The 25,613-nt window shown below is 67.4% G+C and carries 21 protein-coding genes and 1 pseudogene; 13 read left to right on the forward strand and 9 right to left on the reverse strand.

Translation table 11 applies throughout. From position 1 onward, the window contains the following. Positions 1–54 precede the first annotated feature (54 nt). Both ACBJ32_RS25360 and ACBJ32_RS25365 read left to right on the forward strand, forming a co-directional pair. Positions 55–825, forward strand: a complete 771-nt coding sequence (locus tag ACBJ32_RS25360; RefSeq protein ID WP_375128798.1) for an IclR family transcriptional regulator — start codon at positions 55–57, stop codon at positions 823–825. Between the two features lie 13 nt (positions 826–838). After that, complete coding sequence (locus tag ACBJ32_RS25365) at positions 839–1,747, forward strand: 5-dehydro-4-deoxyglucarate dehydratase (RefSeq protein WP_375128799.1); 909 nt, start codon at positions 839–841, stop codon at positions 1,745–1,747. Between the two features lie 462 nt (positions 1,748–2,209). Here ACBJ32_RS25365 and ACBJ32_RS25370 read toward each other — a convergent pair whose 3' ends face one another. Continuing rightward, on the reverse strand, positions 2,210–3,679 hold the full coding sequence (locus tag ACBJ32_RS25370; RefSeq protein ID WP_375128801.1) for an aldehyde dehydrogenase (NADP(+)): 1,470 nt from the start codon (positions 3,677–3,679) through the stop codon (positions 2,210–2,212). 103 nt (positions 3,680–3,782) lie between these two features. Here ACBJ32_RS25370 and ACBJ32_RS25375 point away from each other — a divergent pair, with 103 nt between their 5' ends. The 3 genes from ACBJ32_RS25375 (at position 3,783) to ACBJ32_RS25385 (ending at position 7,911) form a co-directional block, all read left to right on the forward strand. After that, a complete protein-coding gene (locus tag ACBJ32_RS25375; RefSeq protein ID WP_357870281.1) occupies positions 3,783–5,039 on the forward strand; it encodes a glucarate dehydratase family protein in 1,257 nt (418 codons plus the stop codon). Between the two features lie 633 nt (positions 5,040–5,672). Then, complete coding sequence (locus ACBJ32_RS25380) at positions 5,673–6,848, forward strand: hypothetical protein (RefSeq protein WP_375128803.1); 1,176 nt, start codon at positions 5,673–5,675, stop codon at positions 6,846–6,848. 565 nt (positions 6,849–7,413) lie between these two features. Beyond that, entirely contained in the window at positions 7,414–7,911 is a 498-nt protein-coding gene (locus ACBJ32_RS25385; RefSeq protein ID WP_375128804.1) for a DUF402 domain-containing protein, read from the forward strand. A 58-nt stretch (positions 7,912–7,969) separates the two neighbouring features. Here ACBJ32_RS25385 and ACBJ32_RS25390 read toward each other — a convergent pair whose 3' ends face one another. Beyond that, positions 7,970–8,611, reverse strand: coding sequence for a response regulator (locus ACBJ32_RS25390; RefSeq protein ID WP_375128805.1), 642 nt, complete (start codon positions 8,609–8,611; stop codon positions 7,970–7,972). Beyond that, positions 8,608–10,059 carry a sensor histidine kinase gene (locus tag ACBJ32_RS25395; protein WP_375128806.1) on the reverse strand — a complete coding sequence of 484 codons (1,452 nt, stop codon included), beginning with the start codon at positions 10,057–10,059 and terminating at the stop codon, positions 8,608–8,610. Before ACBJ32_RS25395 ends, ACBJ32_RS25390 begins: the two co-directional genes overlap by 4 nt. A gap of 113 nt (positions 10,060–10,172) precedes the next feature. On the opposite strand from ACBJ32_RS25395, the pseudogene ACBJ32_RS25400 reads away from it, so the two are divergent. The 3 genes and pseudogenes from ACBJ32_RS25400 to ACBJ32_RS25410 form a co-directional block, all read left to right on the forward strand. Beyond that, a pseudogene (locus ACBJ32_RS25400) lies at positions 10,173–10,823 on the forward strand (ABC transporter ATP-binding protein); the annotation flags it as partial. Positions 10,824–10,888: 65 nt separating this feature from the next. Next, a complete protein-coding gene (locus ACBJ32_RS25405; protein ID WP_375128807.1) occupies positions 10,889–11,653 on the forward strand; it encodes an ABC transporter permease subunit in 765 nt (254 codons plus the stop codon). Between the two features lie 345 nt (positions 11,654–11,998). After that, positions 11,999–12,775, forward strand: coding sequence for an ABC transporter permease (locus tag ACBJ32_RS25410; protein WP_375128808.1), 777 nt, complete (start codon positions 11,999–12,001; stop codon positions 12,773–12,775). 481 nt (positions 12,776–13,256) lie between these two features. On the opposite strand, the gene ACBJ32_RS25415 is transcribed toward ACBJ32_RS25410, so the two are convergent. From ACBJ32_RS25415 to ACBJ32_RS25425, 3 genes are all read right to left on the reverse strand, one after another. Next, positions 13,257–14,942: a ribonuclease J gene (locus ACBJ32_RS25415; RefSeq protein ID WP_375128809.1), complete on the reverse strand. Its 1,686-nt coding sequence runs from the start codon at positions 14,940–14,942 to the stop codon at positions 13,257–13,259. 54 nt (positions 14,943–14,996) lie between these two features. Continuing rightward, positions 14,997–15,914 (reverse strand): 4-hydroxy-tetrahydrodipicolinate synthase, encoded by a 918-nt coding sequence (gene dapA / locus ACBJ32_RS25420; protein ID WP_375128810.1) that lies wholly within the window; start codon positions 15,912–15,914, stop codon positions 14,997–14,999. Positions 15,915–16,242: 328 nt separating this feature from the next. After that, positions 16,243–16,686, reverse strand: a complete 444-nt coding sequence (locus tag ACBJ32_RS25425) for a GNAT family N-acetyltransferase (RefSeq protein WP_375128811.1) — start codon at positions 16,684–16,686, stop codon at positions 16,243–16,245. Positions 16,687–17,664: 978 nt separating this feature from the next. Here ACBJ32_RS25425 and ACBJ32_RS25430 point away from each other — a divergent pair. The 5 genes from ACBJ32_RS25430 to ACBJ32_RS25450 all read left to right on the forward strand — a co-directional run bounded on the left by ACBJ32_RS25430 (position 17,665) and on the right by ACBJ32_RS25450 (position 22,761). Next, positions 17,665–18,381, forward strand: coding sequence for a GntR family transcriptional regulator (locus ACBJ32_RS25430; RefSeq protein ID WP_168018127.1), 717 nt, complete (start codon positions 17,665–17,667; stop codon positions 18,379–18,381). Positions 18,382–18,780: 399 nt separating this feature from the next. After that, complete coding sequence (locus ACBJ32_RS25435) at positions 18,781–19,101, forward strand: hypothetical protein (protein WP_375128812.1); 321 nt, start codon at positions 18,781–18,783, stop codon at positions 19,099–19,101. Positions 19,102–19,482: 381 nt separating this feature from the next. After that, on the forward strand, positions 19,483–20,139 hold the full coding sequence (gene radC / locus ACBJ32_RS25440; protein WP_375128813.1) for a DNA repair protein RadC: 657 nt from the start codon (positions 19,483–19,485) through the stop codon (positions 20,137–20,139). 1,616 nt (positions 20,140–21,755) lie between these two features. Further along, entirely contained in the window at positions 21,756–22,244 is a 489-nt protein-coding gene (locus tag ACBJ32_RS25445; RefSeq protein ID WP_375128814.1) for a GntR family transcriptional regulator, read from the forward strand. Between the two features lie 40 nt (positions 22,245–22,284). Next, positions 22,285–22,761 carry a GntR family transcriptional regulator gene (locus tag ACBJ32_RS25450; protein ID WP_357870242.1) on the forward strand — a complete coding sequence of 159 codons (477 nt, stop codon included), beginning with the start codon at positions 22,285–22,287 and terminating at the stop codon, positions 22,759–22,761. 401 nt (positions 22,762–23,162) lie between these two features. Here ACBJ32_RS25450 and ACBJ32_RS25455 read toward each other — a convergent pair whose 3' ends face one another. From ACBJ32_RS25455 to ACBJ32_RS25465, 3 genes are read right to left on the reverse strand one after another with little or no spacing between them, the layout of a single operon-like run. Then, positions 23,163–23,576 (reverse strand): ASCH domain-containing protein, encoded by a 414-nt coding sequence (locus tag ACBJ32_RS25455; protein ID WP_375128815.1) that lies wholly within the window; start codon positions 23,574–23,576, stop codon positions 23,163–23,165. 9 nt (positions 23,577–23,585) lie between these two features. Next, positions 23,586–24,608 carry a hypothetical protein gene (locus ACBJ32_RS25460; RefSeq protein WP_375128816.1) on the reverse strand — a complete coding sequence of 341 codons (1,023 nt, stop codon included), beginning with the start codon at positions 24,606–24,608 and terminating at the stop codon, positions 23,586–23,588. 46 nt (positions 24,609–24,654) lie between these two features. After that, complete coding sequence (locus ACBJ32_RS25465; protein WP_375128817.1) at positions 24,655–25,575, reverse strand: DMT family transporter; 921 nt, start codon at positions 25,573–25,575, stop codon at positions 24,655–24,657. Between the last annotated feature and the right edge of the window lie 38 nt (positions 25,576–25,613).

Consider the following 25,613-nt stretch of genomic DNA (forward strand, 5'->3'; position numbering starts at 1 on the left):
TGGACGGTATCCCATATCCTGGATCATCGAAGCCGCCGAAGGATACGAGATGGGATGAGCATGGAGCAGCCCCCGCTGGTCAAGTCCGCGGAGCGGACCGTACGCATCCTGGAGACGCTCGCCGAGTCGCACGACCATCTGACCCTGTCGGAGCTCCAGCAACGGACCGGCTTCCCCCGCAGCAGCCTGCACGCCCTCATGCGCACGCTGGTCGAGCTCAACTGGGTGGAGACCGACTCGGCCAGGTCGGCGTTCGGCATCGGGCCGCACGCGTTGCTGACCGGCACGGCGTACCTCGACAAGGACCCCGCGCTCCCCTTCGCCCAGGACTGCCTCGAGGACCTGCGGGACGAGATCGGGCAGACCGTACATTTCGCTCGGCGCGACGGCGCGCACGTGCTCTACCTGGCCACCAGGGAGTCGCGCGAGGCCGACCACATCATCCCCCGGGTGGGCCGGCGCCTGCCCGCCCACGTCACCGCGCTCGGGCAGGTCCTGCTCGCCCAGCTCACCGACGACGAGGTGGAGGCGCTGCTGCCCGCGCCACTGTCGGCGCTCACCGAGCACACCATCACCGACCTCACCAAGCTGACAGGCGAGCTGGACCAGGTACGCACCCGCGGCTGGTCCTACGAGCGGGAGCAGGGCACGCCGGGCGTGGCCTGCGTGGCCGTGGCGGTCGACTACCGCATCCCGGCCACCGACGCGATCAGCTGCTCGATGCCGGCGGCACTCGCCCCGGCCGACATCGAGCCGATCACCGAAGCGATCATCAAACACACCCGAAAGCTGGCTGCCACGCTCCGCAGGGAGGGCATCCGCTAGGAAGGATCCGTTGATGCGGCTAGACGGCGTTCTCTTCTTCCCGGTCACCCCGTTCGGCCCCGATGGCGGCCTCGCCGAGCCCACCCTCGCCCGCCACGTCGCGCAGGGGGTCGCGGCCGGGGCGGGAGGAGTGTTCACCGCGTGCGGCACCGGCGAGTTCAACGCCCTCGACCCCGAGGAGTACACCCGGGTGGTGTCGACCGCGGTCACGGCCACCGCCGGCCGGGTCCCCGTCGTCGCCGGCGCCGGCGGCCCCCTGCCGACCGCCAGGGCCCTCGCCCGCGCCGCGGCCGCCGAGGGCGCCGACGGCCTGCTGGTGATGCCTCCCTACCTGGTCACCGGCCCCGCCTCCGGCCTGGTGCAGTACGTCCGCGAGGTCGCGGAGGCCGGCGGCCTGCCCGTCATCGTCTACCAGCGCGGCACCGCCCGCTTCACCCCCGAAGCGGTGGCCGAGCTGGCCGCCCAGGTGCCGAACGTCGTGGGCTTCAAGGACGGCCTGGGCGACTTCGACCTCCTGCAACGCATCATCCTCACCGTCCGCGCCACCACCGGCAAGGACTTCACCTTCTTCAACGGCCTGCCCACCGCCGAGCTGACCGTCCCCGCGTACCGCGGCCTCGGGGTGAACCTGTACTCCAGCGCCGTCTTCGCCTTCTCCCCAGAGATCTCCCTCGCCTTCTACAAGGCGGTCACCGGCGGGGACGAGGTGCTGACCCAGCGCCTGCTCACCGACTTCTACCTCCCGCTGGTGCGGCTGCGCGACCTCGTCCCCGGCTATGCGGTGTCGCTGGTCAAGGCCGCCGTACGCATGCGGGGGCTGGACGTGGGCGGCGTCCGCGCGCCGCTGGTCGACCCGGCCCCCGAGCACCTGCGAACGCTGGAGCGCCTCATCGGCACCGGCCTGGAGATCGCCGGCACCTGACTCCGGCGGCCGGCGCGCCGCCGGAGTGCGGGATCAGGCCGGTTCGGCCACCTTCTTCAGGCTTTCCGGCCAGGCCGTCAGCGCGGCGTCCAGCGCGGCGCCCCTGTTCCCGGCGCCGGCGCGGACGGGCTCGCCGTCCCAGGCCCTCTTCGGTGCGCACGTGCAGCCTCGGTATCACCAACAGCACGCGCTCCCCCACCAGGCCGGCATCAGCACCAGCGCGGGCCACGTCACCCAAGACCCCGCGCCCCCTGCACGATGCCCTTCCATTCACCCGCATGGCCACCAACAGCAGGAGACCAGGCCCGCTCAATCCACCCACGGCACGATCCCGAGCCCGCTCACCCAAGGCATCGCCGGCCTGGCCCACGGCGACCGGTCAACCCGTCCAGCATCACCGTGTCACCGCATCCCCAGGCCGGCGACCCCCCTCTCGGCTCGGATAACCCGTCGTTCAGTCGCTCACGCCTGGAGCCGACCGTCCACCCTCTGCGGAATGGACAACGGGTTCGCGTCCTTGAGCTCCTCCGGCAGCAGCTCCTCCGGCCAGTCCTGGTACGCAGTCGGCGCCAGCCACCGCCCGATCGCCGTAGCCCCCACGGACGTGTAGCTCGTCGTGGCAGCGGGCCACGGCCCACCGTGATGCATGGCCCAGCACACGGCCACCCCGGTCGGCCACCCGTTCCAGATGAGCCGCCCGGCCCTCCTGCCCAGCACCTCGGCGACCTCGCCGGCCTCTCCCGGCTCGGTGCCGTGGACGGTCGCGGTCAACGACCCTTCGAGCCGCTCGAGCACCGGCCGCAGGTCCGAGACGTCCCGGTACGTCACCACGATCGACGCCGGCCCGAAGCACTCCTCACCGATCTGCGGCAGCTTCGACGCGAACGTCTCGAGATCGGCGGTGAACACCTTGGGCGTGACCGCCAGGCTTCCCTGCCCGGGCTTGCCCTCGGCGAGCAGCTGCAGCTGCCCCAGCCGCTCGACGCCGCCGAGGTACCCGTCCCTGATCCGCTCGGCGAGCATGGGCCCGCCGGCGGTCCCCTCGACGGCCTCCACGAGAGCCTTGCGCAGCTCGTCGCCTTCGGGCACGAACATGAGCCCCGGGTTGGTGCAGAACTGCCCGACCCCGAGCGTCAGGGAAGCGGCGAACCCGGTCGCCACCTCCTTCACCGGCGCGGACGGCAGCACGACGACGGGGTTGACGCTTCCGAGCTCGCCGTAGAACGGGATCGGCACCTCCCGCTCGTCGATCAGCTTCTGGATCGCCTTGCCGCCGGCCACGGACCCGGTGAACCCGGCCGCCACCACGCTCGGGTGCTGCACCAGGTCGACACCGGCCTGCATGCCCTGGACCAGCCCGAGCAGGTCAGGGTAGGGCAGCGCCTCCCGTACGATCTTCGCCACCCGCTCGGAGGTGTTCGGGTGCCCGGGGTGCGCCTTCACGACCACGGGGCAGCCGGCCGCGAGCGCGGAGGCGGTGTCGCCGCCGGCCACGGAGAACGCGAACGGGAAGTTGCTGGCCGCGAACACGGCCACGACACCCTGCAGCGCATGCTTCATCCGGCGCACGTCCGGCCTCGGCGGCGTGAGGGAAGGGTCAGCGTGATCGATGATGGCTTCCAGGTAACCGCCGTCCCTGATCACCTCGGCGAAGAGCCGGAACTGCCCCGCCGTACGCGCCACCTCGCCCCGCAGCCGCACCTCGCCGAGCGCGGTCTCCTGGTCGGCGAGCTGCCACAGCTCGTCCACGTGCGCGCTCAGCGCATCGGCAACGGCTTCCAGCGCGACGGCTCGCTCGGCGGCCGGGGTCGCCCGCCAGGCCGCGCCGGCGGCGGCCGCGGCAGAGACGATCATGTCGACCCCGGCGCTGTCGGTCTCGGGCAGGGCGGCGCCCACGGTCTCGCCGGTCCTGGGGTCGTGTCCGTAGATCATCGAATGGCCCTTCGGAGTCTTGACACTTCTTCAATCTGATTCTTACAGTTGCGGCTACTTGTCCACAAATCTGGCTATCGTTCACATATATGGACGGCATGCGATGATCATCAGGCAGATCCACGTCACACCTGTCGCCTTCCGGGATCCGCCTCTTCTGAACGCCGCCGGCGTCCACGAGCCCTGGGCCCTCCGTACCATTGTCGAGGTCGTCACAGACGAAGGCCTGACCGGGTTGGGTGAGACCTACGGCGATCTGGAACACCTCGGCAAAGTACGCGAATGCGCCCAGGCCCTGATCGGCCTCGACGTCCACGCCCTGAACACGATGTACGCCCGGATAGCCGCGCTCGTCGGCGGAACGATGCACGACCTGCACGGCCTCACCGGCGCCGCCACCACGGAGAAGAGCATCGACCGCGTCTTCTCCGCCTTCGAGGTGGCCTGCCTGGACATCCGCGGCAAGGCGGCCGGCGTCCCGGTATCCGACCTCCTGGGCGGCAAGGTCAGGGACGCGGTCCCGTACAGCGCGTATCTCTTCTACAAGTGGGCCGGCCACCCGGGCGAGGACCCGGACAGGTTCGGCGCCGCACTCGACGAGGCCGGCCTCATCGAGCAGGCGAAACTCCTGATCAACGAGTACGGCTTCCAGTCCGTCAAGCTCAAGGGCGGCGTCTTCCCGCCCGACCAGGAGATCGCCGCGATCCGAGCCCTGCACGAGGCGTTCCCGGACACGCCGCTCCGCCTCGACCCGAACGCCGCCTGGTCGATCGCCACCTCGATCCGCGTCGGCAGAGAACTCGAGGGCATCCTCCAGTACCTCGAGGACCCGACATCCGGCATCGACGGCATGGCAGAGGTGGCGGCCGACGTCCCCATGCCGCTCGCCACCAACATGTGCGTGGTCACCCCTGAACACTTCCCCCCGGCGATGGCCTCCCGAGCCATCGGCGTCCTCCTCCTGGACCACCACTACTGGGGCGGTCTCGTACGCTCTTCGCACATCGCCGCCATGTGCGACACCTTCGGCCTGGGCATGTCCATGCACTCCAACTCCCACCTCGGAATCAGCCTGGCCGCCATGACGCACCTCGCCGCCGCCACGCCGAACCTCACGTTCGCCTGCGACACGCACACCCCCTGGCAGGACGGCCAGGACGTGGTCCTGCCCGGCGCCCTCCGCTTCGTGAACGGCGCCGTCCCGGTGCCCACCACCCCGGGCCTCGGCGTGGAGCTGGACAGGGACGCCCTGGCAGTGATGCACGAGCAGTACGAGAAGTGCGGCATCCGCTCTCGCGATGACACGTCGTACATGCAACGCTTCGACCCCTCCTTCTCACCGGACAAACCCCGCTGGTGAACGCCACCCATCCACGCCGCCGCCGAATGCGGCAACCAGGAACTTCGCCCGGCGGCGTGAAAGGGGCGGTGGCGTGAAGGGGCCGGCGGCGCGGTTGGCCCCTCGGCGTGGCTGGCCCCGCGGCGTGAAAGGGCCGGCAGCGTGAAAGGGGCGACGGCGTGAAAGGGTCGGCGGCGTGGCTGGCCCCTCGGCGTGAAAGGGCGGCAGCGTGAAAGGGCGGCAGCGTGAAGGGGCCGGCAGCGTGAAAGGGCCGGCAGCGTGAAAGGGCCGGCAGCGTGAAAGGGCCGGCAGCGTGAAAGGGCCGGCAGCGTGAAAGGGCCGGCAGCGTGAAAGGGCCGGCAGCGTGGATGGCCCCGCGGGCGAGGACCTGCATGACCGGCAGCGCCCCCGGCCAACCTCAGCGCAGAATCCCCGAGCCGGAGGGCTATCAGACGAACACCTGCAGCCATCCACCCATCACCGCCCAACTTCAGAACAGCGACCCACCCCACACCCCCACAAACGAACCAGTCTCGCCCGCAAGCCCTCTGATCAGCCCACCCCTGGGCGCTCCCGGCAAACACCGACCAGGAGACTTGCGGTAACACCTCAACACGACAGCTCGCTGGTAAATGCCGGCGAGACGACCTACTGATGACCATCGGCAAGGAGACCCCGTTGATGAACGTCGCCTACCTCTACCCCTGGGACGTGGTCGGAGACCCATCAGCCCCCGGCCGCTTGGCAGACCTCGGCGTCCAGACGGTCGCCCTGGCAGCCATGTATCACTCAACGAGGGCAGCCACGCCGTACCATCCCGCTCATCGCGTCCTCGACGTCCCGTACCCGGCCTTCTACCTTCCGATCCGCCCGTCGTCCTGGTCTCGCCTGGTTCCCGCCTCCCCCACGTGGACCCCTGCCGATGCCTATCTCCAGGCCAGGGACGCCCTGAAGGCCGTCGGCCTCCAGGTGCACGCCTGGACCGTCCTCACGCACAACTCGCACCTGGGCTCGGCCAACCCCGACCTCGTCGTACGCAACGCCTTCGGCGACCCGTACCCCTACGCCCTGTGCCCGGCCCACGAGGACGTCATCGAGTACTGCGAACGCCTGGTCCAGGAGATCCTTGAGGTAGGCGAGCCCGACGGCCTGATCCTGGAGGCCTGCGGCCCCATGGGCTTCGGCCACCAGACCGTCCACGAGAAGACGGCCGGCGCGGACTGGACCCCCGCAGACATCGACCTCCTCTCCCTCTGTTTCTGCACGAACTGCACCCCCCGCTACCCAGAACCGACAAGGGCCGCTGTCCGCGCCGCCATAGACCGCACCGCCGCGACGCCCACCACCACGGGCACTTCCCACGCCCCCAGCACCATCGAAGAGGCCCTCGGCTCACTCGCCGACGAGGTACGCACCATCCGCGTCGCCCAATCGACGACCCTCCGCCAGCGCCTCATCTCCGTCGCCAGAAGCACCGCCGCCAACACCCCCATCACTCTGCACGCCAACCCGGACCCCTGGGCCACGGGCGCCTTCGCCCCACTTCCATCGGGCGAGCCGGGAGCAGACGTCCTGGTGGCCAACTGCTGGGGCGACCCGGCCACGGACGCCACCCGCCTGGCCCGCCTCAAGGACCTGTCGACCCCTGGCCAGCGAATCGGCGCCTACGTCCTGGCCCTCCCGCCCCGTCCCGCCGACCCGGACGTCCTGGCGGACCAGCTCAGCACCTATTCCAAGGCCGGCGCATCGGAATTCCACCTCTACCACCCAGGCCTGGCCTCCCCCCAACGCCTGGCCGCCCTCACCAAGGCCCTCCGCCTCCACGGCTAATTGGCCATCGAGCCCAACGCCTCCGCCGCGAACCCAACCCACTTGCCGCAGACCCCAACGCCCCCAACTGAGCAAGCCCTGCTCCCGGGTCCCAACCCAACGAGCCGGGGGCCGTGCCACGGGCCCTGAACCCAACGGGCCGTGCCCCACCACGCTCACAATCTCCGCCTCACCGGTCCGACGGATACCTACGCGCTCTCCGCAAGCCAATCCAGCCAACCGGTGAGGCCCTCTGAGCCTCTCAACGCACCTTCCACCAACCGGCGAGCCCTCCCTCCGCCAACACGCCCACCTAACCGGTCCAACGAGCCCACCACCCCACTCATCAGCCCAACCCCACCGCACCACCGCACCACCGCACCGCCGCAAACCGCCGCACCGACCAGGTACTCACAACGCCACACGTGCTCATCGCCCCGACCACAGGCACCGCCACCTCAGACCTCGTGCCTCGTCACACCCCGAAGGGTCGCAAGCCACCGCACGAGCCCGCGCCAGCGACCTGGCCAGCCCCCATCGCCAGCCCTGCGTGTGACAACCATCCAGCATGGATAGGTTTATTCATATGACTGATGTGCGAATCGTCTTCAGAAAATACGGCGGCGCATTGCACTGGAACCATCCCGCTCGGCTACTTGGTGAGGACGAGCACGGCGTCTGGGTCGAAGTCCCCGGTGGGACGGTCGCCCGGAAGGGCGAAGGCCCGCCTGTCAGGTGGGAAACGACCGCGATCATGCTGTTCCCCCGGGATGCCTGGTGGACAGCATCCTTCAACACTCCACCCCACAAGAGCGAAATCTACGTCGACGTCACTACCATTCCGGAATGGAAAGACGATGAGGTCACCATGCTCGACCTCGACCTAGACGTGATCCGCATGAGAGATGGACGACTCATCCTGGACGATGTAGACGAATTCGCAGAACATCAGATCTTGCTGCGTTATCCACCCGAATTAGTCACACAAGCAGAAGAAACCGCACAATGGCTACTCGACGCAGTAGGTCAAGGAATAGGCCCGTTCGGCGGCGCACACTTGGACTGGCTATCAAAGACGTTCTAAACTCAACATAAACTCTAGCACAAAGTCAACCGGCAGCAAGTTGAACTAGTGAGCGCCATCACGCGGCAGCCGAAACCAGCCCACTCTCATACGCCACAATAACAAGCTGAGCCCGATCCCGGGCCTCCAATTTTGCCAGCAGTCGCGTGATGTGCGTCTTCACCGTAGCCATGCTGACCTGCAGATGCGCAGCGATCTCGCGATTCGACAGTCCGCGCGCAATCAACAGCAACACTTCCCGTTCCCGCTCCGTGACGCCCTCCAACCCCTTCACCTGAGGCAGAACGGGGGTCCGCGTGAACTCTTCGATCAGTCTACGCGTCACAGTGGGCGCCAACAGCGCCTCTCCTTCAGCGACCACTCGTATGGCAGCGAGCAGATCGGCAGGCGGAGTATCTTTCAACAAGAATCCACTTGCTCCGGCCCGAAGCGCATCATAAACATAGGCATCGAGATCGAACATCGTCACCACGAGAACCCGAGCAATATCCCTGATATGGCGGGTGGCCTCTATCCCATCCATGCCGGGCATTCGCACATCCATGAGCACCACATCCGGCCGCCGCTCCAATACGACCTCAACAGCCTCGGCCCCGGTCCCCGCCTCTCCCACCACCTCCAAATCGGGCTCGGAGTCGACCAGCACCTTGAAGCTCCCCCTGAGCAACGCCTGATCATCGGCGATGACCACTCGGATCACGGCACCTCCTCGTAAGGCAACTTGGCGAACACTCGAAAACCCCGCCCAGGCAGGCTCCCGGCCTCGAACGCACCGCCGTACATCACGACCCGCTCCCGCATGCCGATCAGACCGTGCCCAGCACCATCACCCGGCAACGTACGCCGCCCCGGCCCGTCGTCGACCACCTCGATCCGTACCTCCTCGCCGTCGTCCACGACGGACACACGGCAGCGAGCAGGCGCAGCATGCTTGACCACGTTGGTGAGCGCCTCCTGCACGATGCGGTAGGCCGCCAACCCCACACCCTCAGGAAGCCGCCCCCAGGCGTCTTCCTCTTCTTGTCGCGCGGTTCCTCCTCCCAGCGGCATGTCCCCCGGCGGCTCTGCCCCTGCCCGCCGCAAGGCTTCCGCCCCTCCCGGCGCCACACCTCCCCGCGTCGCATCCGCACGTACGGGGGGCGCCCCTTCTCGCACCGCCTCAGCTTGTCCTAGCACTGCCCCTTCAGACGGCAAGGCTTCCGCGCACCTCAGCACTGCCTCTTCTCGGAGAATCTCCGTTCTTCTCCCCGCCTCCCTCTCCTGCGGCGCCGCCCCGGGTCCTCTCTCATCACCGCTCCCCACGCGAAGATCGAGCTCCACCTCCACCCCAGCCATCCGAGCCTGCCCCACCAGGCCTTGGAGCCCCACCAGGCCGGGTGTAGGCACACGGTCAGGCACAGTCGTCGACCTGAGCACACCGAGCAGGTGCCGCATCTCGACCAGTGCGCTGCGGCTGGCAGTCTCGATCACGCGCAAGGCGTCGTGCGCCTCTTCGGGTTTGGTCGCCATGACATGATTGGCGACCCCGGCCTTGACCGCGATCAGCCCCACGCTGTGCGTGACCACGTCATGCAGCTCCCGAGCGATCCTCAACCGCTCCTCGGCCACCGCCTGCGCCGCCAGCCGCTCGGCGTCACGCACGGCGTAGGATCTGCGTTCCTGTACGGCCCGCCCGATCGTCCAGGCTCCTCCCAGCGCCGCGATACCCATGAGCGGCTGATCGAGGTGCAAGAGCCAGTCGGGGGCCCGGTCACGAGGTGTACCCGCCACGGTCATGCCCACGACGGTCACCAAGCTCACCAAGCCGATGGCCGATGTCGGGATCGCCGGGCCTCGTCTGTCGGACAGCGCGACGATGTACAGGGCGTACGCGGGCGCGAGGTACACGAGCCCCACGGCGCCCACCAGCGCGGTGTAGACGGCGAGCAGAAGCGTGAAACAGAAGACGGGCACCGGCCAGAGCCTGCGCAGCGCCAGCGGCAGCCCCAGGCCGGCAGGAAGGGCGAGCCGCATCCACGGCGGCAGCGGCTCGGCATGGACCGTCACCGTGAAGAAGACGAATGCCGCACACACTCCGGCAGCCACATCGAGCATGACCAACTCGTGGCGGCTCATGCGTCTGGCGAAGAAGGGGTGCGTGTCGTTCACGCGTTGAACCGTAGCCGCTGCGGCGGGCTGAGCACGTCAACCCAGGGTCTGACCTTGAAGTTCGAACCGTGGTCCGACGCGCCGCCGCCCGACCACCCCGCATCCTTTACGGCGTGATCGAACTCCACCACCTCACCAAGCGCTACGGCACTACTATCGCCGTGGACGGCCTCTCCTTCAGGGTCGAGCCTGGCCATGTGACCGGGTTCCTCGGCCCCAACGGAGCCGGCAAATCCACCACGATGCGCCTGATCCTCGGCCTCGACGCGCCGACGTCCGGCCAGGCACTGGTCAACGGCCGGCGATACACCTCACTGCGTGAGCCGATGCGCGAGGTCGGCGCGCTCCTGGACGCGAGCGCCGTCCACGGCGGCCGCAGTGCCTACAATCATCTGCTCTGCCTGGCCCGCACCAACGGCATCGGCCCCACCCGCGTCGCCGAGGTGCTCGAGCAGGTCGGCCTGGCGGGCGTGGCACGCAAACGAGTGGGCGGGTTCTCTCTGGGCATGAAACAGCGGCTCGGCATTGCGGCCGCGCTGCTCGGGGATCCCGGCATCTTGATGTTCGACGAGCCGGTCAACGGCCTCGACCCCGATGGTGTGCGCTGGATCCGCGACCTCATGCGCTCGCTGGCCGCCGAGGGCCGGACGATCCTGCTCTCCAGCCATCTCATGAGCGAGATGGCCCTCACCGCGGAGCGCATCGTCATCGTCGGCCGTGGCCGCCTCATAGCTGAGGCCACCGTCGCCGAGCTGACCGCCCGCCATCCAACCCTTGAAGACGCGTACATGGCCTTGACCGCCGACAGCGTGCAATACGGAGCGGCCCGATGAAGACGGTCCTGTCTTCCGAATGGCTGAAGCTCCGCTCGGTGAATTCGACGTACCACGCAATCGGCGCAGCGGCCCTGACGGTGGTCCTCGGCATCGCGTGGACCCTCTATGTGGCCGCTCTCGCCGACGAGCGCGGGACGCTACGCGCAGCCGCCCCCGAACAGGGCTTCCTGCCGCTCGTCCAGATGAGCCTGGCAGTGCTCGGCGTGCTGACGATCACTTCGGAGTACGCCACGGGCATGGTCCGTACCACCCTGGTCGCCGTTCCGAAGCGGAGTACCTTACTCCTGGCCAAGGCAGGGATCATCGGCATGGCCACGTTCGTGGCCGCCAACGCGATCCTCCTGCTCACGTACGCCACGAGCCGCCTGATCGCGAACGGCCGCCACCTGGGCTTCAATCAGGTTTCGTTCACCGACGACCTGCCGATGCTGCTCGCCTCGGGCCTGTCGGTGACCGCCCTGGCGCTGGTGGGTGCCGGGCTGGGCACGGCCATCCGGTCCACAGCCGGCGCCATCATGTCGGTGGTCGCCTTGTTGTTCGTGCTCCCTGGTGTGGTCACCTATCTGCCGGCCCCGTGGAACACCCGCGTCGCCACCCTCCTCTTGCCGAATCTCGTCCCGCAGATGGCAGGCGAACGGCTCTCGTCCCGTCTGGGCGACGGCTTCCTACCGCCCTGGGCAGCACTGGCCGTGCTGCTCGCCTATCCACTCGTCGCCCTCGCGGTCGGGTACTACGAGCTCAGGCGAAGAGACGCATGACCGTACGCGCTTCCAGCCGTCCGATCCCTACGGGCACGACGATGCAACCTGACGTGGCGCGCCGGATTCGGACGTGACACCGCCCCACTCAGGCACGGCGCCTCACCCAGGCCGGGCGCATCCGCACAACCCCTCCCCACCCGGCCGTGCGCATCCCGCACAACCTCTCCTCATCCGGGCCGGACGCATCCGCAGAACTTCTCCTCTCCCCCGCCGTACGCATCCATCCACCCCCACTGACCGAGCGTTCGAACCTCTCTCTGCCCCACCGGCGCCGTACGTGCGACGAAGCCTCTTGCCCCACACATGTACCTGGCCGTATTTCTTGCCCGGAAGGACTCAGGCATGACCGTCCTCACCTCCGAGTGGCTGAAGATCCGCTCGGTCCGTTCGACCTACCTGGTCCTCGGGCTCAGTATCAGCACCGTCTTCCTGGGCCTTGCCCTCGCCGCGGCGGCGGCCGGCATGTACGATGCCGCTCCTCCCGAACAACAAGCACGCGCCAGGATCGCGGACTTGGAGGAGGTCTTCACGATCATCCCTCAGCTCTGCATGGGCATCCTGGGCGCCTTGACCATAACGTCCGAGTACACAACGGGCTTGATCAGAACGAGCCTGGCCCTCGTTCCGCGTCGCTGGCCCGTCCTCGCCGCCAAGGCCGTGATCATCGGTGGCCTGGGTCTGCTCGTCGGCGCCATATCGGTCTTCGGCACCTACTTCGCGGCCCGCGCTGTGCTCGGCGACCGCTTCTCCGGCGCCTACACCGCCGCCTTCGGTGACCGGGTGCCGCTTCTGATCGCGCTCAGCCTCACTGTGCCGGTGTTCGCGCTGCTCGGCGTGGGTGTCGGCGCGATTCTGAGATCGGTGGCGGGCACCACGGCCGTCATCGTCGGCCTCGCCTACGTGCTTCCCATGATCATCGGCAATCTCCCCGAGCCATGGAGCGAACGCCTCGGCTCGCTGATGATCGGCGCCCTACCTCGCGAGATGACCGGCGACACCATCACCACCTCGGTGTACGGCTCGCTCCTGTCGCCCGCAGCTGCCGGCGCAGTCATGATCGCGTACGCGGCCGTTCCCGTATGCACCGCCATGTGGCTGCTACGCCGAAGGAACGTCTGACATGCAGCATCTGGAGATCGCACCGCCCCCACTCCATCAGCGCCACGCTGTAGTCCACCGAGGCACCGCCGTTCGACTCCAGCAAGGCCAGCAGTTCGTCCCCCGGCGGTGGGCAGCGGAACGGGACAACACGCAACCGGCCAGGGCGGCGTCGTCGCACCCCATGGGGAGCGGAGCGGAGACATTTGCCGATCATGAGAATGCCCAGCCGAATCGTCAGTCCCGCTGGCGGGAGACGGCAGATGCACAGCGGCACGGGGAGGTGACAACATCCGTGACGGCCATCCGCGCGATCACCATCGCACGCACAGGCATGATCACTGTCACGTGCAGGTACAAGATCACCGTAATCGGCGATCGTAAGAACAGCCTCGCCCGCACACGCGCGAGCACCCTTGTGTGTACCGTCGCGGGCCACGAGCACCACAAAACACTCCGGGTGGTACAGCAGGCCAAGCCACCTGCCGTACCACCCGAAGGCTCAGACCTCGAGCACCACAGGGATGATCATCGGTCGGCGGCGATAGGTGTCGCTCACCCAGCGCCCCACCGTCCGACGTACGACCCTGCGGATCTCCTGCATGTCCACCACACCGTCCGCGGCCTTCTCCTGCAAGGCCCGCTCGATCTGCGGGATGAACTCCTCGAACTGGAGAGGATCGATGCCGGATCCGCGGGCGTGGATCTCCGGGCCGGCCGTGAGCTTGCCCGTGTTCGAGTCGACCACGATGACGACGGAGATGAATCCCTCGTCCCCGAGAATTCTGCGGTCCTTCAGGGAGGTGTCGGTGATCTCACCCACCGACGAGCCGTCGACGTAGACGTACCCGGCGTGGACCGCACCGACAATCCGCGCACGGCCGTCGACCAGGTCCACCACGACGCCGTCCTCGGCGATCACGATGTGGTCTTCTGGCACGCCGGTGAGGGCGGCCAGCTTGGCGTGGGCGCGAAGGTGGCGCCATTCTCCGTGCACGGGCATGAAGTTCGAGGGGCGCGTCAGGTTGAGGACGTACAGGAGCTCGCCCGCGGCCGCGTGTCCAGAGACGTGCACCTTGGCGTTGCCCTTGTGCACGACTCGGGCGCCCCACCTGGTCAGGCCGTTGATGACCTTGTTGACCGCGGTCTCGTTGCCCGGCACCAGCGACGATGCCAGCAGGACGGTGTCGCCCTCGGCGATGCGGATCGGATGATCGCGGTTGGCCATCCTCGACAGCGCCGCCATCGGCTCGCCCTGGGAGCCGGTGCAGACCAGCACCACGTCCTGAGGCGGCCACTCCTCGATGTCACGCGAGTCGACCATCAACTCCGGCGGCACCTTCAGGTAACCCAGGTCCCGGGCCACCCCCATGTTCCGCACCATGGAGCGGCCGACCAGGGCCACCTTGCGGCCGTGCTTGGCTGCGGCGTCCAAGACCTGCTGGATGCGGTGGACGTGCGAGGCAAAGCTCGCCACGATGACACGCTGTTCGGAGGTGCGGATCACCTCGTCGATGACCGGCCCGATCTCCCGCTCGCTGGTGACGAATCCCGGCACCTCGGCGTTGGTGGAGTCGGACATCAGCAGGTCGACGCCCTCGGTACCGAGCCTGGCGAAGCCGCCGAGGTCGGTGAGGCGGCCGTCGCTCGGCAACTGGTCCATCCGGAAGTCACCGGTGTGCAGGACTATGCCCGCCGGCGTCCGGATGGCGACAGCCAAGGCGTCGGGGATGGAGTGGTTGACCGCGAGGAACTCGCAGTCGAAAGGCCCGAATACGTGCCTTTCTCCCTCGACGACCTCGTGCTTGGTCGGTTGGATCCTGTGCTCGGTCAGCTTGGCCTCGATCAAGGCAAGCGTGAGCTTGGAGCCGATGAGCGGAATATTGCGCCGCTCGCGCAGAAGGTACGGCACCGCCCCGATATGGTCTTCGTGGGCGTGCGTCAGTACCACGGCTTCGATGTCGTCGAGCCGGTCCCTGATGTATTCGAAGTCGGGCAGGATGAGGTCGACACCCGGCTGGTCGGGCTCGGGGAACAGTACCCCGCAGTCGACGACCAGCAGGCGACCGTCATATTCGAAGACGGCCATGTTCCTGCCGATTTCCCCCAACCCGCCCAGCGCGACGATGCGCAGGCCGCCTTCAGGCAGCACCGGCGGGGGGCCAAGCTCAGGATGCGGATGGCTCATGCCTGGCCCCCACGGTCAGATCTTGTTCTCAAAACTCCCGGTTCCTCCCCGTTCCTATGCGTCTGTCAACTTCACCCCGCCGGCTACCAGGCAAGCACGCAGCTCGGCGATTTGCTTCTCTGTGGCGTCCACCAGTGGCAGCCGTACTGGACCGACCGGCACCCCCACCATGCTCAACGCGGCCTTCGCCATGATCGCGCCGCCCGCACGCAGCATGATCCCGTCCACCACGGGGGCCACCTGGCTGTGTACGGCCAGGGCCTGGGCGACGTCGCCGTTCTTGTGCAGGTGGATCATGCGTGCCAGCTCGGCACCTACGACATGTCCGACGACGCTGACGAACCCGGCCGCGCCGAGAGAGAGCCAGGCCAGGTTGAGCAGGTCGTCGCCGGAGTAGAAGGCGAGATCGGTCGCGGCCATCACCTGGCTGGCTGCGAACAGATCGCCCTTGGCATCCTTCACGGCCACGATGCGCTCGTGCTGCGCCAGCCGGAGCAGGGTCTCGGTCTTGATCGGTACGCCGCTACGTCCGGGAATGTCGTACAGCATCACCGGAAGGTCGGTTGCATCGGCCACCGCGGTGAAGTGCTGGTACAGCCCTTCCTGCGGAGGCTTGTTGTAGTAAGGCGTCACCACCAGCAGGCCATGGGCACCGGCACGTGCCGCCTGCTTCGCGAGCTCGACGCTGTGGCGGGTGTCGTTGGTGCCGGCCCCGGCCACCACGGTCGCGCGGTCGCCGACCGCATCGAGGACGGCGCTGACGATGCGCTGCTTCTCCTCGTCCGAGGTGGTGGGCGACTCGCCGGTCGTCCCGTTGACGATCAGTCCGTCATTGCGCTGCTCGTCCACCAGATAGGTGGCAAGACGCCGCACAGCCACATAATCGACCTCGCCGTCGGATGTGAACGGCGTGACCATCGCGGTCAGCATACGGCCGAAGGGTGCGTCGGTGGTTCCAGTTGGCGATGCCATAGTGCGAACGCTACCTGGATTCGGAAATCCGTTGGACGTCGCCACCCCGCTTCGCCTGCCTGGAGCCGCTTTTTGCCCGCCTCCACCAGTCTCCGGATGCCCGGCCGGACCACACGAACCGACTCGCGTGAGCTGGATGGATCAAGCCGATGCGGGTGTCGTCGGCCCGATGGGGCGATCGGTTTCGGCTTCAGGGACGCCTCGCATGGCCCAGACGCCCGAATTCCTTGTCGCCGAGGTCACATAAACCCCACGGGTTCGACTCGGATGCGGCCGAGACCGGCTCGGCCGCCTCCGGAGCCCATCGAGCGCCACCTGGCGATCCCGGTTAGCGCAGTTCGATCTGGTAACGGATGAAGCCACGGTTCTCCGCGACCTTGTCGTAGAGCTGCCGTGCCGTGCTGTTCGACTCGTGGGTGTTCCAGTACACGCGCGAGCAGCCGCGCTCCCCGGCCCAGTCGGCGACGGCCGCGATCAACGCGCGCCCGACACCCTTGCCCCGGACGTCCGGAGCGGCGAACAGATCTTGCAGGTAGCAGACATCGGTATCGGGCGCGGAAGTGCTCCCGTGGGTCAGGAAGTGGGTGATGCCGACCAGCCGGCCGTCCAGCCTCGCCCCCAGAGCGTGCAAGCGGGTATCCGCCTGGAATTCCTGCCACGCCCGGTCGTACATCTCGTCCGGCTCGACGCGCTCGTAGAAGTCGATGTACGCGCGGAACAAGCCCTCCCATGCGTTCCGGTCAGTGGGGAGGAGCTTGCCGATGTCGATCATGGTGTCCTCTTGGTGGTGCATCCCGGCCCGACACGAGACAGGCCTGGACTTGTACGGAATGGCAGGGATCTGGTCTGGCGGGCGGGAGGAACGGGGTCGAGGTCACAACTTAGGGAGGGATGGCTGGACGAGGTACGGCCACTCGGCTGCGATATCAGGTGACCACTTGCGCGCCTCGCGCACTGCCGGTGTTGGCCAGGGGCGTCGCAGAGGGCAGAGACATCAGGAGACGGGAGCTTGGTGTTGATCACAGGCGGTTTCCGACCGGGAACAGCGCGCCCAGGAACGTGCTGCGATCCGAGGATCGGATATTGATCACGAGCGTTGTCACGCGACCGCAGCGGCCGCTCACAGTGGCGAGGCCAGGGGCTACGCGACTGATGCGGAGGCATGGCGCCGCAAGGAGCGAGGCGACGGTACGGAGAACCGGCGGCGCCAGGGCAAGGCCGCAGCGCGTGGCGCCACCAGGACGAGGCGACGATGCGGAAGCCGGCAGGGCTCTACCGGGTGGTGACTGAAGGGAAAGCGCGACAGGGCCAGAACGAGGCGACTGGCCGCAGCGCGTGGCGCCACCGGCAAGCGGCGACGATGCGGAAGCCAGCAGGGCCAGAGCGGGGGTGACTGACGGGAGAGTGCGGCGGAGGGACGGGGCGAAGCGGCTGGTGGCGGTGTGGTTCGCACTTGAGGATGCTTCGGATTCCTCAGCGAACCGGGCCTCCGACCTGGGCCTTCAGAGCCGTCGCAGGCGGCGGTCCAGGTGGGCGGACGTGGAAGAGGTCGCCGATATGTGCTCGGGGGTACACACATCGACGACCTCTACCGGAGAATCGCCACCCCTTACATCGGCGTTACAAGGTTTCTCCGATAATTTTCCGCCATCGCAAAGTTGGGGCTCCAGCGGTCATCGATGACGGTCGGTTACCTGCCGAATACGGCAACATGGGGCAACGCCTCACACGAACCCCCAGGGATGGACTAGTGGCCACCTCAGATCCGGTCTACCTGCGTGTCGTCGAAGACATCCGGCGTCAGATCACCGACGGCACCCTTCCCCCCGGCGCGCCTATCCCCTCACGCGCGCAGCTGACCCGCAAGTATCAGGTCGGCGAGACCGCCGCCCGCCACGCGCTACGCGTGCTCGCGGGCGAAGGCCTCATCATCGGCCGCGTGGGCTCGGGCCATTACGTCAGGGAACGCCCCGACCTAACACCGCTGCACCGATGGCGTTTTCTCGATCACCCTGCCCCGTTCGCCGCCGACCTGCAATCCCAAGGCAGGCGAGTGACATGGGACTGGCACAGCGAGCCCACCGAAGCAGGCCCCGACATCGGCAGACGGCTGCGGCTGCCCGAGTCGGCCACGCTGACCAAGACGCATTACGTCTTCCGCGGGGACGGCAGGCCGCTCCAACTCGCCACGTCCTATGAGCTGCGGGAGTTCACTCCTCACACGGAGGAGGAGCGGCGGAGCCTGGTGGCGCGCATGTACGCGCACGGCATAAAGATCACGGAGATCGTGGAGAGCGTTCACACTCGCATCCCCCGGCCGGTGGAGAGCGATGCGTTGGATCTGGCGGCGGGTGTGCACGTTCTGCATGTGGAACGTACTCATTGGGCGGGCGATCGCCCGGTGGAGACCAGCGACATCGTGATCCCGGGCGACCGCTTCCGGATCATGTACAGCATGCCCGTCTAGGGCGGAAAGCTCCGGGTGAGCACAACTTGCCCGGAGCTTCCCAGCCCGACGAACCCGTACCGTTCGAGGTGTGGAAACTGGCCGCTCGGGCTTGGTGATGGGTGTGCGCGGCCACCTCGTCTCACCCGGCGGCGCGTAGGGCTCCGAGACCATCCGGGTCGCGTTCAACGGCACACATCCTCACCGGATTTTCCGATGCCGTCCAGCGACGTGCACGTTCACGAGACCGCCCCTGTCGCGCCCGGGGACGGGCACGTGACGGGGCCGCCCTCCTCTTCACGCACGAGTGGGCACGCCTGATCAGGCCCCCATCGCGCACGACGAACACACCCCACCGGAGCCACCTTCTCTGGTGCGCACACCGCGCCCCTCGCGGCGCCGTTCCGCACGATCGCGACGATGCCTTACCGCGACGCTTCTGCGGGAGAGATCCCGCTACGCCCGGCCAGCGTCGCCGAGACGATGACAGCGACCTATGGGATCGGGCAACGTGCCATCGATTATGTGTGCGTGATTGTCGGAAGTGCGAACTACGAACCCCAGCACTCCTCGAAACCGCGCCTGGCGCGCGTATGCTCGCTGAACTGGCTGCGCCAGGAGCTCACGTACCCGCCGGGAGAGACCTACTGGCCCGCGACGCCGGCCCTCGCTCAGCCCGCCGCAATCCGCCACAGCTCACGGCACGCATCGCCCGCACTTGAGGCGCCTCGTTTGAACTGACCACCTGTGTTCGTCAGGTCACCAGGCCGCCGTGCTGATCCGCGTCTCCGCCAGACTGGGCATGCCTCGATCGGCCCCCGGCCGCACTGGCTCACGCGACCCGCCATGGTTTCGCGCTCCGCCGACCCATCGGCTTGCCGACTGGCCAGACATCATCGCGGAAGATTGCCGGAACATGACGATTCACCGGCTACATCAGACATCTCTCCCTCTCTTTCTGCTGCCCTCTCCCGACTCAACACAAAGGGAGCACCTAACGTCCTTTATGGCAACTTCCGGAAATTAGTCATATACGACCGCAAAGAAACGAGCGAGTGCACCACGAATCTGCAAGTCGAAGATTGTCGGTGCGCGTTGATACAACGGTTGCGGAGGTTGCCGATGCGAGTCAAAGACCTGTCCGAACGTGACCGGCCGCGCGAACGGCTCATGTCCAACGGTGCCGCCGCACTGGCGGACCGGGAACTGCTGGCCGTGCTGCTCGGCTCGGGATTTCGTGGGGCCAGCGCCCTCGACCTGGCCACACAGGTGATCGAGACCTGTGGAGACCTCGATGGTCTCGGCCGTTGCGACCCGCACCGGTTACTCACCATGCGCGGCATCGGTCCCGCCAAGGCCGCTCGGGTTGCCGCGGCCTTCCATCTCGTACGCCGTGCGGAGGCCTGGCCCGAGCGGGAACGCATCACCAGCACGTCGGATCTGGCCCATGCGTGCGCTCCGCTGCTGCGCGACCGGAAGCACGAGCGGCTGGTCATGGTGGTGTGCGACACCCGCGGGCGGATCCTGAAGCGTGCGGTGCTGACCGAGGGCGGAAGCGATCACACCGTGATGCCCATCCGGGAGGTGATCACTGAAGTGCTCACCGCCGGCGGGGCGATGTTCGGCCTTGCCCACAACCACCCCGGCGGGTCCCTCGACCCCAGCCAGGAGGACCTGGAGGCGACGGCCAAGCTCCTCGAGGCCGCACAGACGGTCGAGTTGCGGCTGCTCGATCACCTCATCATCGCGAACGAGTCCTGGAGGCGGATTCCCCTGTAAATCCATTCCATGGCGGATCATGAACGCGGCGACCTACAAAGGGCATCATCCCGCCTATAGCGCCGAACAGCAGTTTTCCAAGAGACGGCCATGAGAACCTAATGCCCGCGGGTAGGCCGTTACGGACGTCAGCCGGCCACTACTCGTCGTGACGTGGCCCCATGCCTCGTGGAAGCAAGGGGCCACGTCCATGGTCTCGCGCAGGTTCCGGGTGCAGCCCATGCCTTGTATCGAGGCTTGGGCAGGCGCGTCGCTCGGAGTTCTGCGCGAACGCAGGGTGCGTTGATCGTACTTACCCTGATCGTGCCGTCGCCAGCGGTGTCCGGTTCGCATAAGCGGTGGCATGGCGCGAACAGGACGTTCGACGCACCTTGTCGCCGGGCGGGAGGCGACACCCGTCCGGCGACAGCGCGTTCCCTCCTTCGCTAGGGAGTGTCTTCGGCGAAAGTCGGAGCCACCGGTCATGAAGCACTTCACTGAGCGGAGTGCGGGCGTCACAATGTTACTTGCGGCCATCGCGCTCGGTGTCCTCCAGAACTGCGTCTTCGGAGGACCGCGATGGCCGTCACCATTTCTCGTGGCTGAGTTTCTCTTCGCAGCATGCGCCTGTTCCGGGTATGTCGATGACGTTCGGCGGTTTCGGGTAGCTTCACTTACCCCTTGATGACCCTGGCCGTCTGGGCAAATGCCTTGTTTGCAATACCAGGAAGCCTGTGCGTCTGCAGTTACGCACACTTGGTGGTGTTTGGGCCGCGTCGACCAATGACGGCGCATGTTTTTTCGTCATCCTGCTGGATCTGCTGCGCCGGACCCTCTACAGGCAGCAGACTTAGGCCTGCGGCCGCCGCCATTCTCCTTCACCTGGAATCGTTGCTCGAAGGGGAGTGCGCGGTGGCCGCATCGGCACAGACCCGGTGGGGCTTGCCTGCGAGGGTGTGACCGGATCGGGCGCCTGTGGTAGCGGCACTGCAGGCGCCCGCGTCATTCACGGAAGTCGCGTGCACGGACGCATGGTGACGGCCATCGCGCTTCTCTTCGAGGGCCTGGTCGAGATCGAAGAAGAAGCCAAACGATGGCCGCAGGATCGATTCTGACGCCTGGGACCAGGGTTGGCAGGGGAATGCGGCATCGGGGACTCCGACTTTCATGACGGCCCCTCCATAGAGGACGCAACTCGTGCTCCTCGGCCGAGCCCGGGCTGCGGGACGGCCGGGGCGCGGGCTTCGTGGAGGCCAGAGCTTGGGAGGCGTGGAGCGTGGCGTGCGCGGCGGGGACAGCCGGCGCGGCGTGGGCAACATGCGGCCAGAGCCTGCAAGGCGTGGAGTGCAGCGAGCGTGGCGCGCGGCCTGCACGGCTTGTCGCCTGCGTCGTGGGCGGTGTGGGCGAAATGTGCGGCGTGGGAAGCGTTGAGGCCACCACGTGGCTGGCGCGGGGCACAACGTGGTGCAGGGCAGCGGGATCGGGTGTGCGCGGTTTGCGCGGCAGGCGTGGCGTGTGCGGCGTGGATGCCACGATGTGGCTCGAGTGGAGCTGTATGCGTGTCTGCTGGTCTATAGGCCGTGTCTAGACACTCGTTATGCGTGCAGGCGGGTGCGGGGTTCCTCTAGAATCCCGGCGTGCTACATCGCGAGGGCCCTGTGCCCCTCTACAAGCAGGTCGCCGATCTGGTCCGCGATCAGATCGCACGCGGTGAGCTCAAGGCCGGCGATCCCCTGCCCAGCGAGGCGACCTTCGAGAAGACGTACGAGATCGCCCGGACCACTGCCCGACGGGTGGCGCGGGACCTGCGGGCGCAGGGGCTGGTGTACACGATTCAGGGTGAGGGCTCATACGTGGGGTCGCTTGGGACGCCTCGGTCGCCCAGAAAGGTGCCCATTTATCAGAAGATCGCCGCAGAGGTCATCGAACGCATCCAGCGCGGCGAGATCCCGCCGAACAAGCCTATCCCCGGCGAGAAAGCGATGATGCGGCAATATGGCGTTGCAAAGGTAACCGCGCGGCAGGCTGTTGCTCATCTCAGGGAGCTGGGATGGGTGTTCACGGTGCCATATCGGGGCACATACGTAACCGACCGCGAAAAATGGCCCATAAATCCGGGTTCTTGATTTCCCTTCCTTTGACCGCACCGTTGGATATCCTTGGGGCGTGCTGAATCGCGAGGGCGACACCTACCTTTATCTCCAGATCAGTGAGGTCCTCAGATCACGTATCGCCGCAGAGCTTTCGCCGGGAGATCCCGTGATCAGCGAGGCGGAGATCCAGCGGGAGTTCAAGGTCGCGCGTACGACTGCGCGCCGGGCGATCCGGGTGCTGCGAAACCAAGGGCTGGTCCATACGCGGCAGGGAGAGGGAACGTTTGTCAACGCTCCCGGGCAGCCAGGGCCCTTGGGGCGGCAGGCGCCGTTCTACCGGCACATCGCCGGCGAAATCCGGGAGCGGATAAGGCGGCACGAGTTCGTGTCACGGCAGCAGATCCCGAGTGAGGTCGAGTTGGTGCGTGAGTACGGCGCTGCCCGCGAGACCGTGCGGCGCGCCATCGCGCTGCTGCGCGAGGAGGGGTGGGTGTACAGCATCCCGCATCGAGGGAGTTATGTCTCACCCGAGGAGCAATGGCCTGTTTGAGGCGGCTCACGGCAAGGACTGAAATGCCGGGGCAAGGTTCTGTTCGTGGGAGCGCGTGGGGGCCAAGGCCCTGCTCATGGAAGCGCGCGGAGACACAGGTCCCGGTCGTGGGAGCGCGTGGAGGCCAAGGCCCTGCTCATGGGAGCGTGCGGAGGCCAAGGGCCCCTTTGTGAGGGCGGGCGGGCAGAGTTCCGCGAGCGGGATCGGGCGGGGCGACGGTTCAGGGCGGCGAAGGTGGCGGCCGTGGCGAGGTGGGCTCGTTCCTGGACGGGTTCCGTTCGCGGGCCGGCCGGTGAGCTGCGGTGCGGGAGAGGTCGCGGCGGCGACGCTGGATGTGCTCGATGCGCCGGATGGGTGATGGCGCCGGCGGCGTTGCGGTGCTGGTGGCGGTGCCGCCGTGGTCAGGAAGTTGTCGGGGTGGGTGGCACGAGGCGGAACCAGAGGCAGACCACCGTCGTGCTCTCCTCGACCTCGTACCCCAGCTCCGCCCAATAACGCCGATGCGTTTCCCGCCACTCAGCCGTTGATTTGTATCCCTCCCCTTCCGCCTCGGCGAACTCCCAGCCGACTTGCGCGAACGGCGTCAGCTCCACCCGGGTTATTTCTATTTCCGCCACCCGGGCACCGGCATCGTCCACGAGAACGAGATGTTCGCCGACGTGCTCCACTTCCTCGCCCTCGGGCTCGTAATCGAGCGGCAATATACCGGCCGTGGCTCTTTTCGCGCCCGACAGCGCCAGGCCGGTGAGCAAGGTGCGGACCCTGCCAGGGGTGCCGAGTTCCAGAACCCTGAGTCCGTCGATGCGTGGCCACATGGTGCCATGTTAGAAGACCGGAATGATTTCCTCGGGGTCGATGAAGTCGACGGGCACACCCTCCAGATCCAGCTCGGGAATGGCCGGGAACGCGATCCCCCAGCGCTCCACGATGGCGCGGATGTGGGCCATCGCCACGCGCCAGTTCTCCGCCTGTTCCTCGTAGGAGAGCACGCCGAGGCCGGCCTGCCTGGCGTGGTCCATGAGGACGCGGTGGTTGTTCAGGAAGTACGGCGGAAGCTCCCAGAAGCCCTCGGGCGGCTCCCAGAGAATCATGCTGAGGAAGACGAAGCCGGCCCTGAGCTGGCGGGTGATGAGGGCACGGGTCTCGTCCGTGAGGCCCGGCCATTCGTTCTCGAGGATCGTCATGCAGATCTTCAGGTGGCGCGCCTCGTCGCGGCCGATGCGCTCGAACATCTTGCTGAAGACCGGATGCTCCGTGCCCGACGACATGCCCCTGAACAGGGTCGACGCGGCCATCTCGCCCATCATGAAGCTGGTGAACAGCACCGGTAGCGAGTATCTGCCGACGGCCGCGTTGTAGCCGTTCCAGTAGCGGCCGCCGTTGTGGTAGAGCCAGCCGATGTTGTTGTGGGCGGCCGATTCGAGATCGTCGGCCGGGGTCCAGTCGAGCGGGCCGCCCGGCCAGAGCTTGGCGATGGTGCGCTGGCAACATTCCTCGTGGTTCATCTCGTCACGGGTGATCGAGAAGAAGCACTTCCTGACCGGGTCCTCTTCGTGCTTCTCGAAGGCCTGGATGGTGGCGCGGGCGAACACCGCCGGCCCCGAGGCGTCGAAGTTCGCCAGCACCGCGAACCAGTACATGATGCCCAGGCGCTGTTCCCTGGTGAAGTCGTCCGGGTCGAGGCCGTCCCAGGGCAGGTCGGCCGGGTTCCAGAGCTCGCGCTTGGACTTCTCGTAGATGGTGGCGAGTTTCTCCGTCTCCACGCGCCATTCCATCGGATAGATATTGGGCAGCGGGATCTCCGGCGCAGGCCAGAAGCCGCCCTCTGGGATCGTGAGGTCCGCCATGGTTGTGACACCTCCTCTGCCATCCTGCGCGGCGGCGTCACGGCTTTCAAGTACGGGCACGCTGGGTGACGGCCACGCACACCAGTACGGCCAGCGCCGCCACCACTGTCGACGGCCCGAACCGCTCGCCCATCAGCACCCAGGCCCAGGTGAGGGTCAGGAGGGGCTGGGTGAGCTGGGTCTGGCCGGCTCTGGCGATCCCGCCCCTGGCGAGGCCCGCGTACCACGGGATGAAACCGACGAACATCGAGATCACCGACACGTACGCGAAGCCCGCCACGGCTTCGCCGGTGAGGGTGATCGGGGTGGTGAGGGCGAGGAACGCCGTGATGGGGACCGTCAGGGGGAGGGAGAGGACGAGGGCGTGGGAGATGACCCGCCAGCCCGGGGTGTGCCTGGCGAGGCGGCCGCCCTCCGTGTAGCCGATCGCCGCCGAGAGGAGGGCGCCGAGGAGGAGCAGGTCGGGCCAGGAGGGTTTGCCCTGGTGCTGGATGAGGGTGAAGGTGGTGATGGCGGCGGCGCCGGCCGTACAGGCTGCCCAGAAGAGGGGACGCGGGCGCTCCGAGGCTCGCAGGACGGCGCAGACGGCCGTGGCGGCCGGGAGCAGGCCGACGATCACTGCTGAGTGGGCGGCGCTGGCGCCCAGGGCGAGGGCGAGGCTGCTGAAGACGGGGAAGCCGATGACCACGCCCAGGACGATCAGGGCGTAGGCGGGCCACTCCGATCGTGGCGGGAGGAGGGGGTGTCTGGCGGCCTTCAGGCAGATCAGGGCGATGGCGCCCGCGATGGTGGCGCGGCCCACGGCCACCAGCCACGGGTCGAAGCCTCGTATCGCGTACACGGTGGCGGGGATGGAGCCGGAGAACGCCAGGACGCCGAGGAACGCCAGGCCTGTCCCCCCGCCGCCCGTGCCACGGTCGCGCCATCCCCGAAGGCGTCCTCGGCGGGAGCGTGCCTGCTCGCCCACCCGAAGGCGTCCTCGGCGGGAGCGTGCCTGCTCGCCCA

Source organism: Nonomuraea sp. GTA35 (assembly GCF_041950525.1).
GTDB lineage: Bacteria > Actinomycetota > Actinomycetes > Streptosporangiales > Streptosporangiaceae > Nonomuraea.

Bases quoted from the DNA above. Each gene is read 5' to 3' on its own strand.
- ACBJ32_RS25360 (WP_375128798.1), top strand. From the start codon at position 55: ATGAGCATGGAGCAGCCCCCGCTGGTCAAGTCCGCGGAGCGGACCGTA.
- ACBJ32_RS25365 (WP_375128799.1), top strand. From the start codon at position 839: ATGCGGCTAGACGGCGTTCTCTTCTTCCCGGTCACCCCGTTCGGCCCC.
- ACBJ32_RS25370 (WP_375128801.1), bottom strand. From the start codon at position 3,679: ATGATCTACGGACACGACCCCAGGACCGGCGAGACCGTGGGCGCCGCC.
- ACBJ32_RS25375 (WP_357870281.1), top strand. From the start codon at position 3,783: ATGATCATCAGGCAGATCCACGTCACACCTGTCGCCTTCCGGGATCCG.
- ACBJ32_RS25380 (WP_375128803.1), top strand. From the start codon at position 5,673: ATGACCATCGGCAAGGAGACCCCGTTGATGAACGTCGCCTACCTCTAC.
- ACBJ32_RS25385 (WP_375128804.1), top strand. From the start codon at position 7,414: ATGACTGATGTGCGAATCGTCTTCAGAAAATACGGCGGCGCATTGCAC.
- ACBJ32_RS25405 (WP_375128807.1), top strand. From the start codon at position 10,889: ATGAAGACGGTCCTGTCTTCCGAATGGCTGAAGCTCCGCTCGGTGAAT.
- ACBJ32_RS25410 (WP_375128808.1), top strand. From the start codon at position 11,999: ATGACCGTCCTCACCTCCGAGTGGCTGAAGATCCGCTCGGTCCGTTCG.
- ACBJ32_RS25415 (WP_375128809.1), bottom strand. From the start codon at position 14,942: ATGAGCCATCCGCATCCTGAGCTTGGCCCCCCGCCGGTGCTGCCTGAA.
- dapA (WP_375128810.1), bottom strand. From the start codon at position 15,914: ATGGCATCGCCAACTGGAACCACCGACGCACCCTTCGGCCGTATGCTG.
- ACBJ32_RS25425 (WP_375128811.1), bottom strand. From the start codon at position 16,686: ATGATCGACATCGGCAAGCTCCTCCCCACTGACCGGAACGCATGGGAG.
- ACBJ32_RS25435 (WP_375128812.1), top strand. From the start codon at position 18,781: ATGCCTTACCGCGACGCTTCTGCGGGAGAGATCCCGCTACGCCCGGCC.
- radC (WP_375128813.1), top strand. From the start codon at position 19,483: ATGCGAGTCAAAGACCTGTCCGAACGTGACCGGCCGCGCGAACGGCTC.
- ACBJ32_RS25455 (WP_375128815.1), bottom strand. From the start codon at position 23,576: ATGTGGCCACGCATCGACGGACTCAGGGTTCTGGAACTCGGCACCCCT.
- ACBJ32_RS25460 (WP_375128816.1), bottom strand. From the start codon at position 24,608: ATGGCGGACCTCACGATCCCAGAGGGCGGCTTCTGGCCTGCGCCGGAG.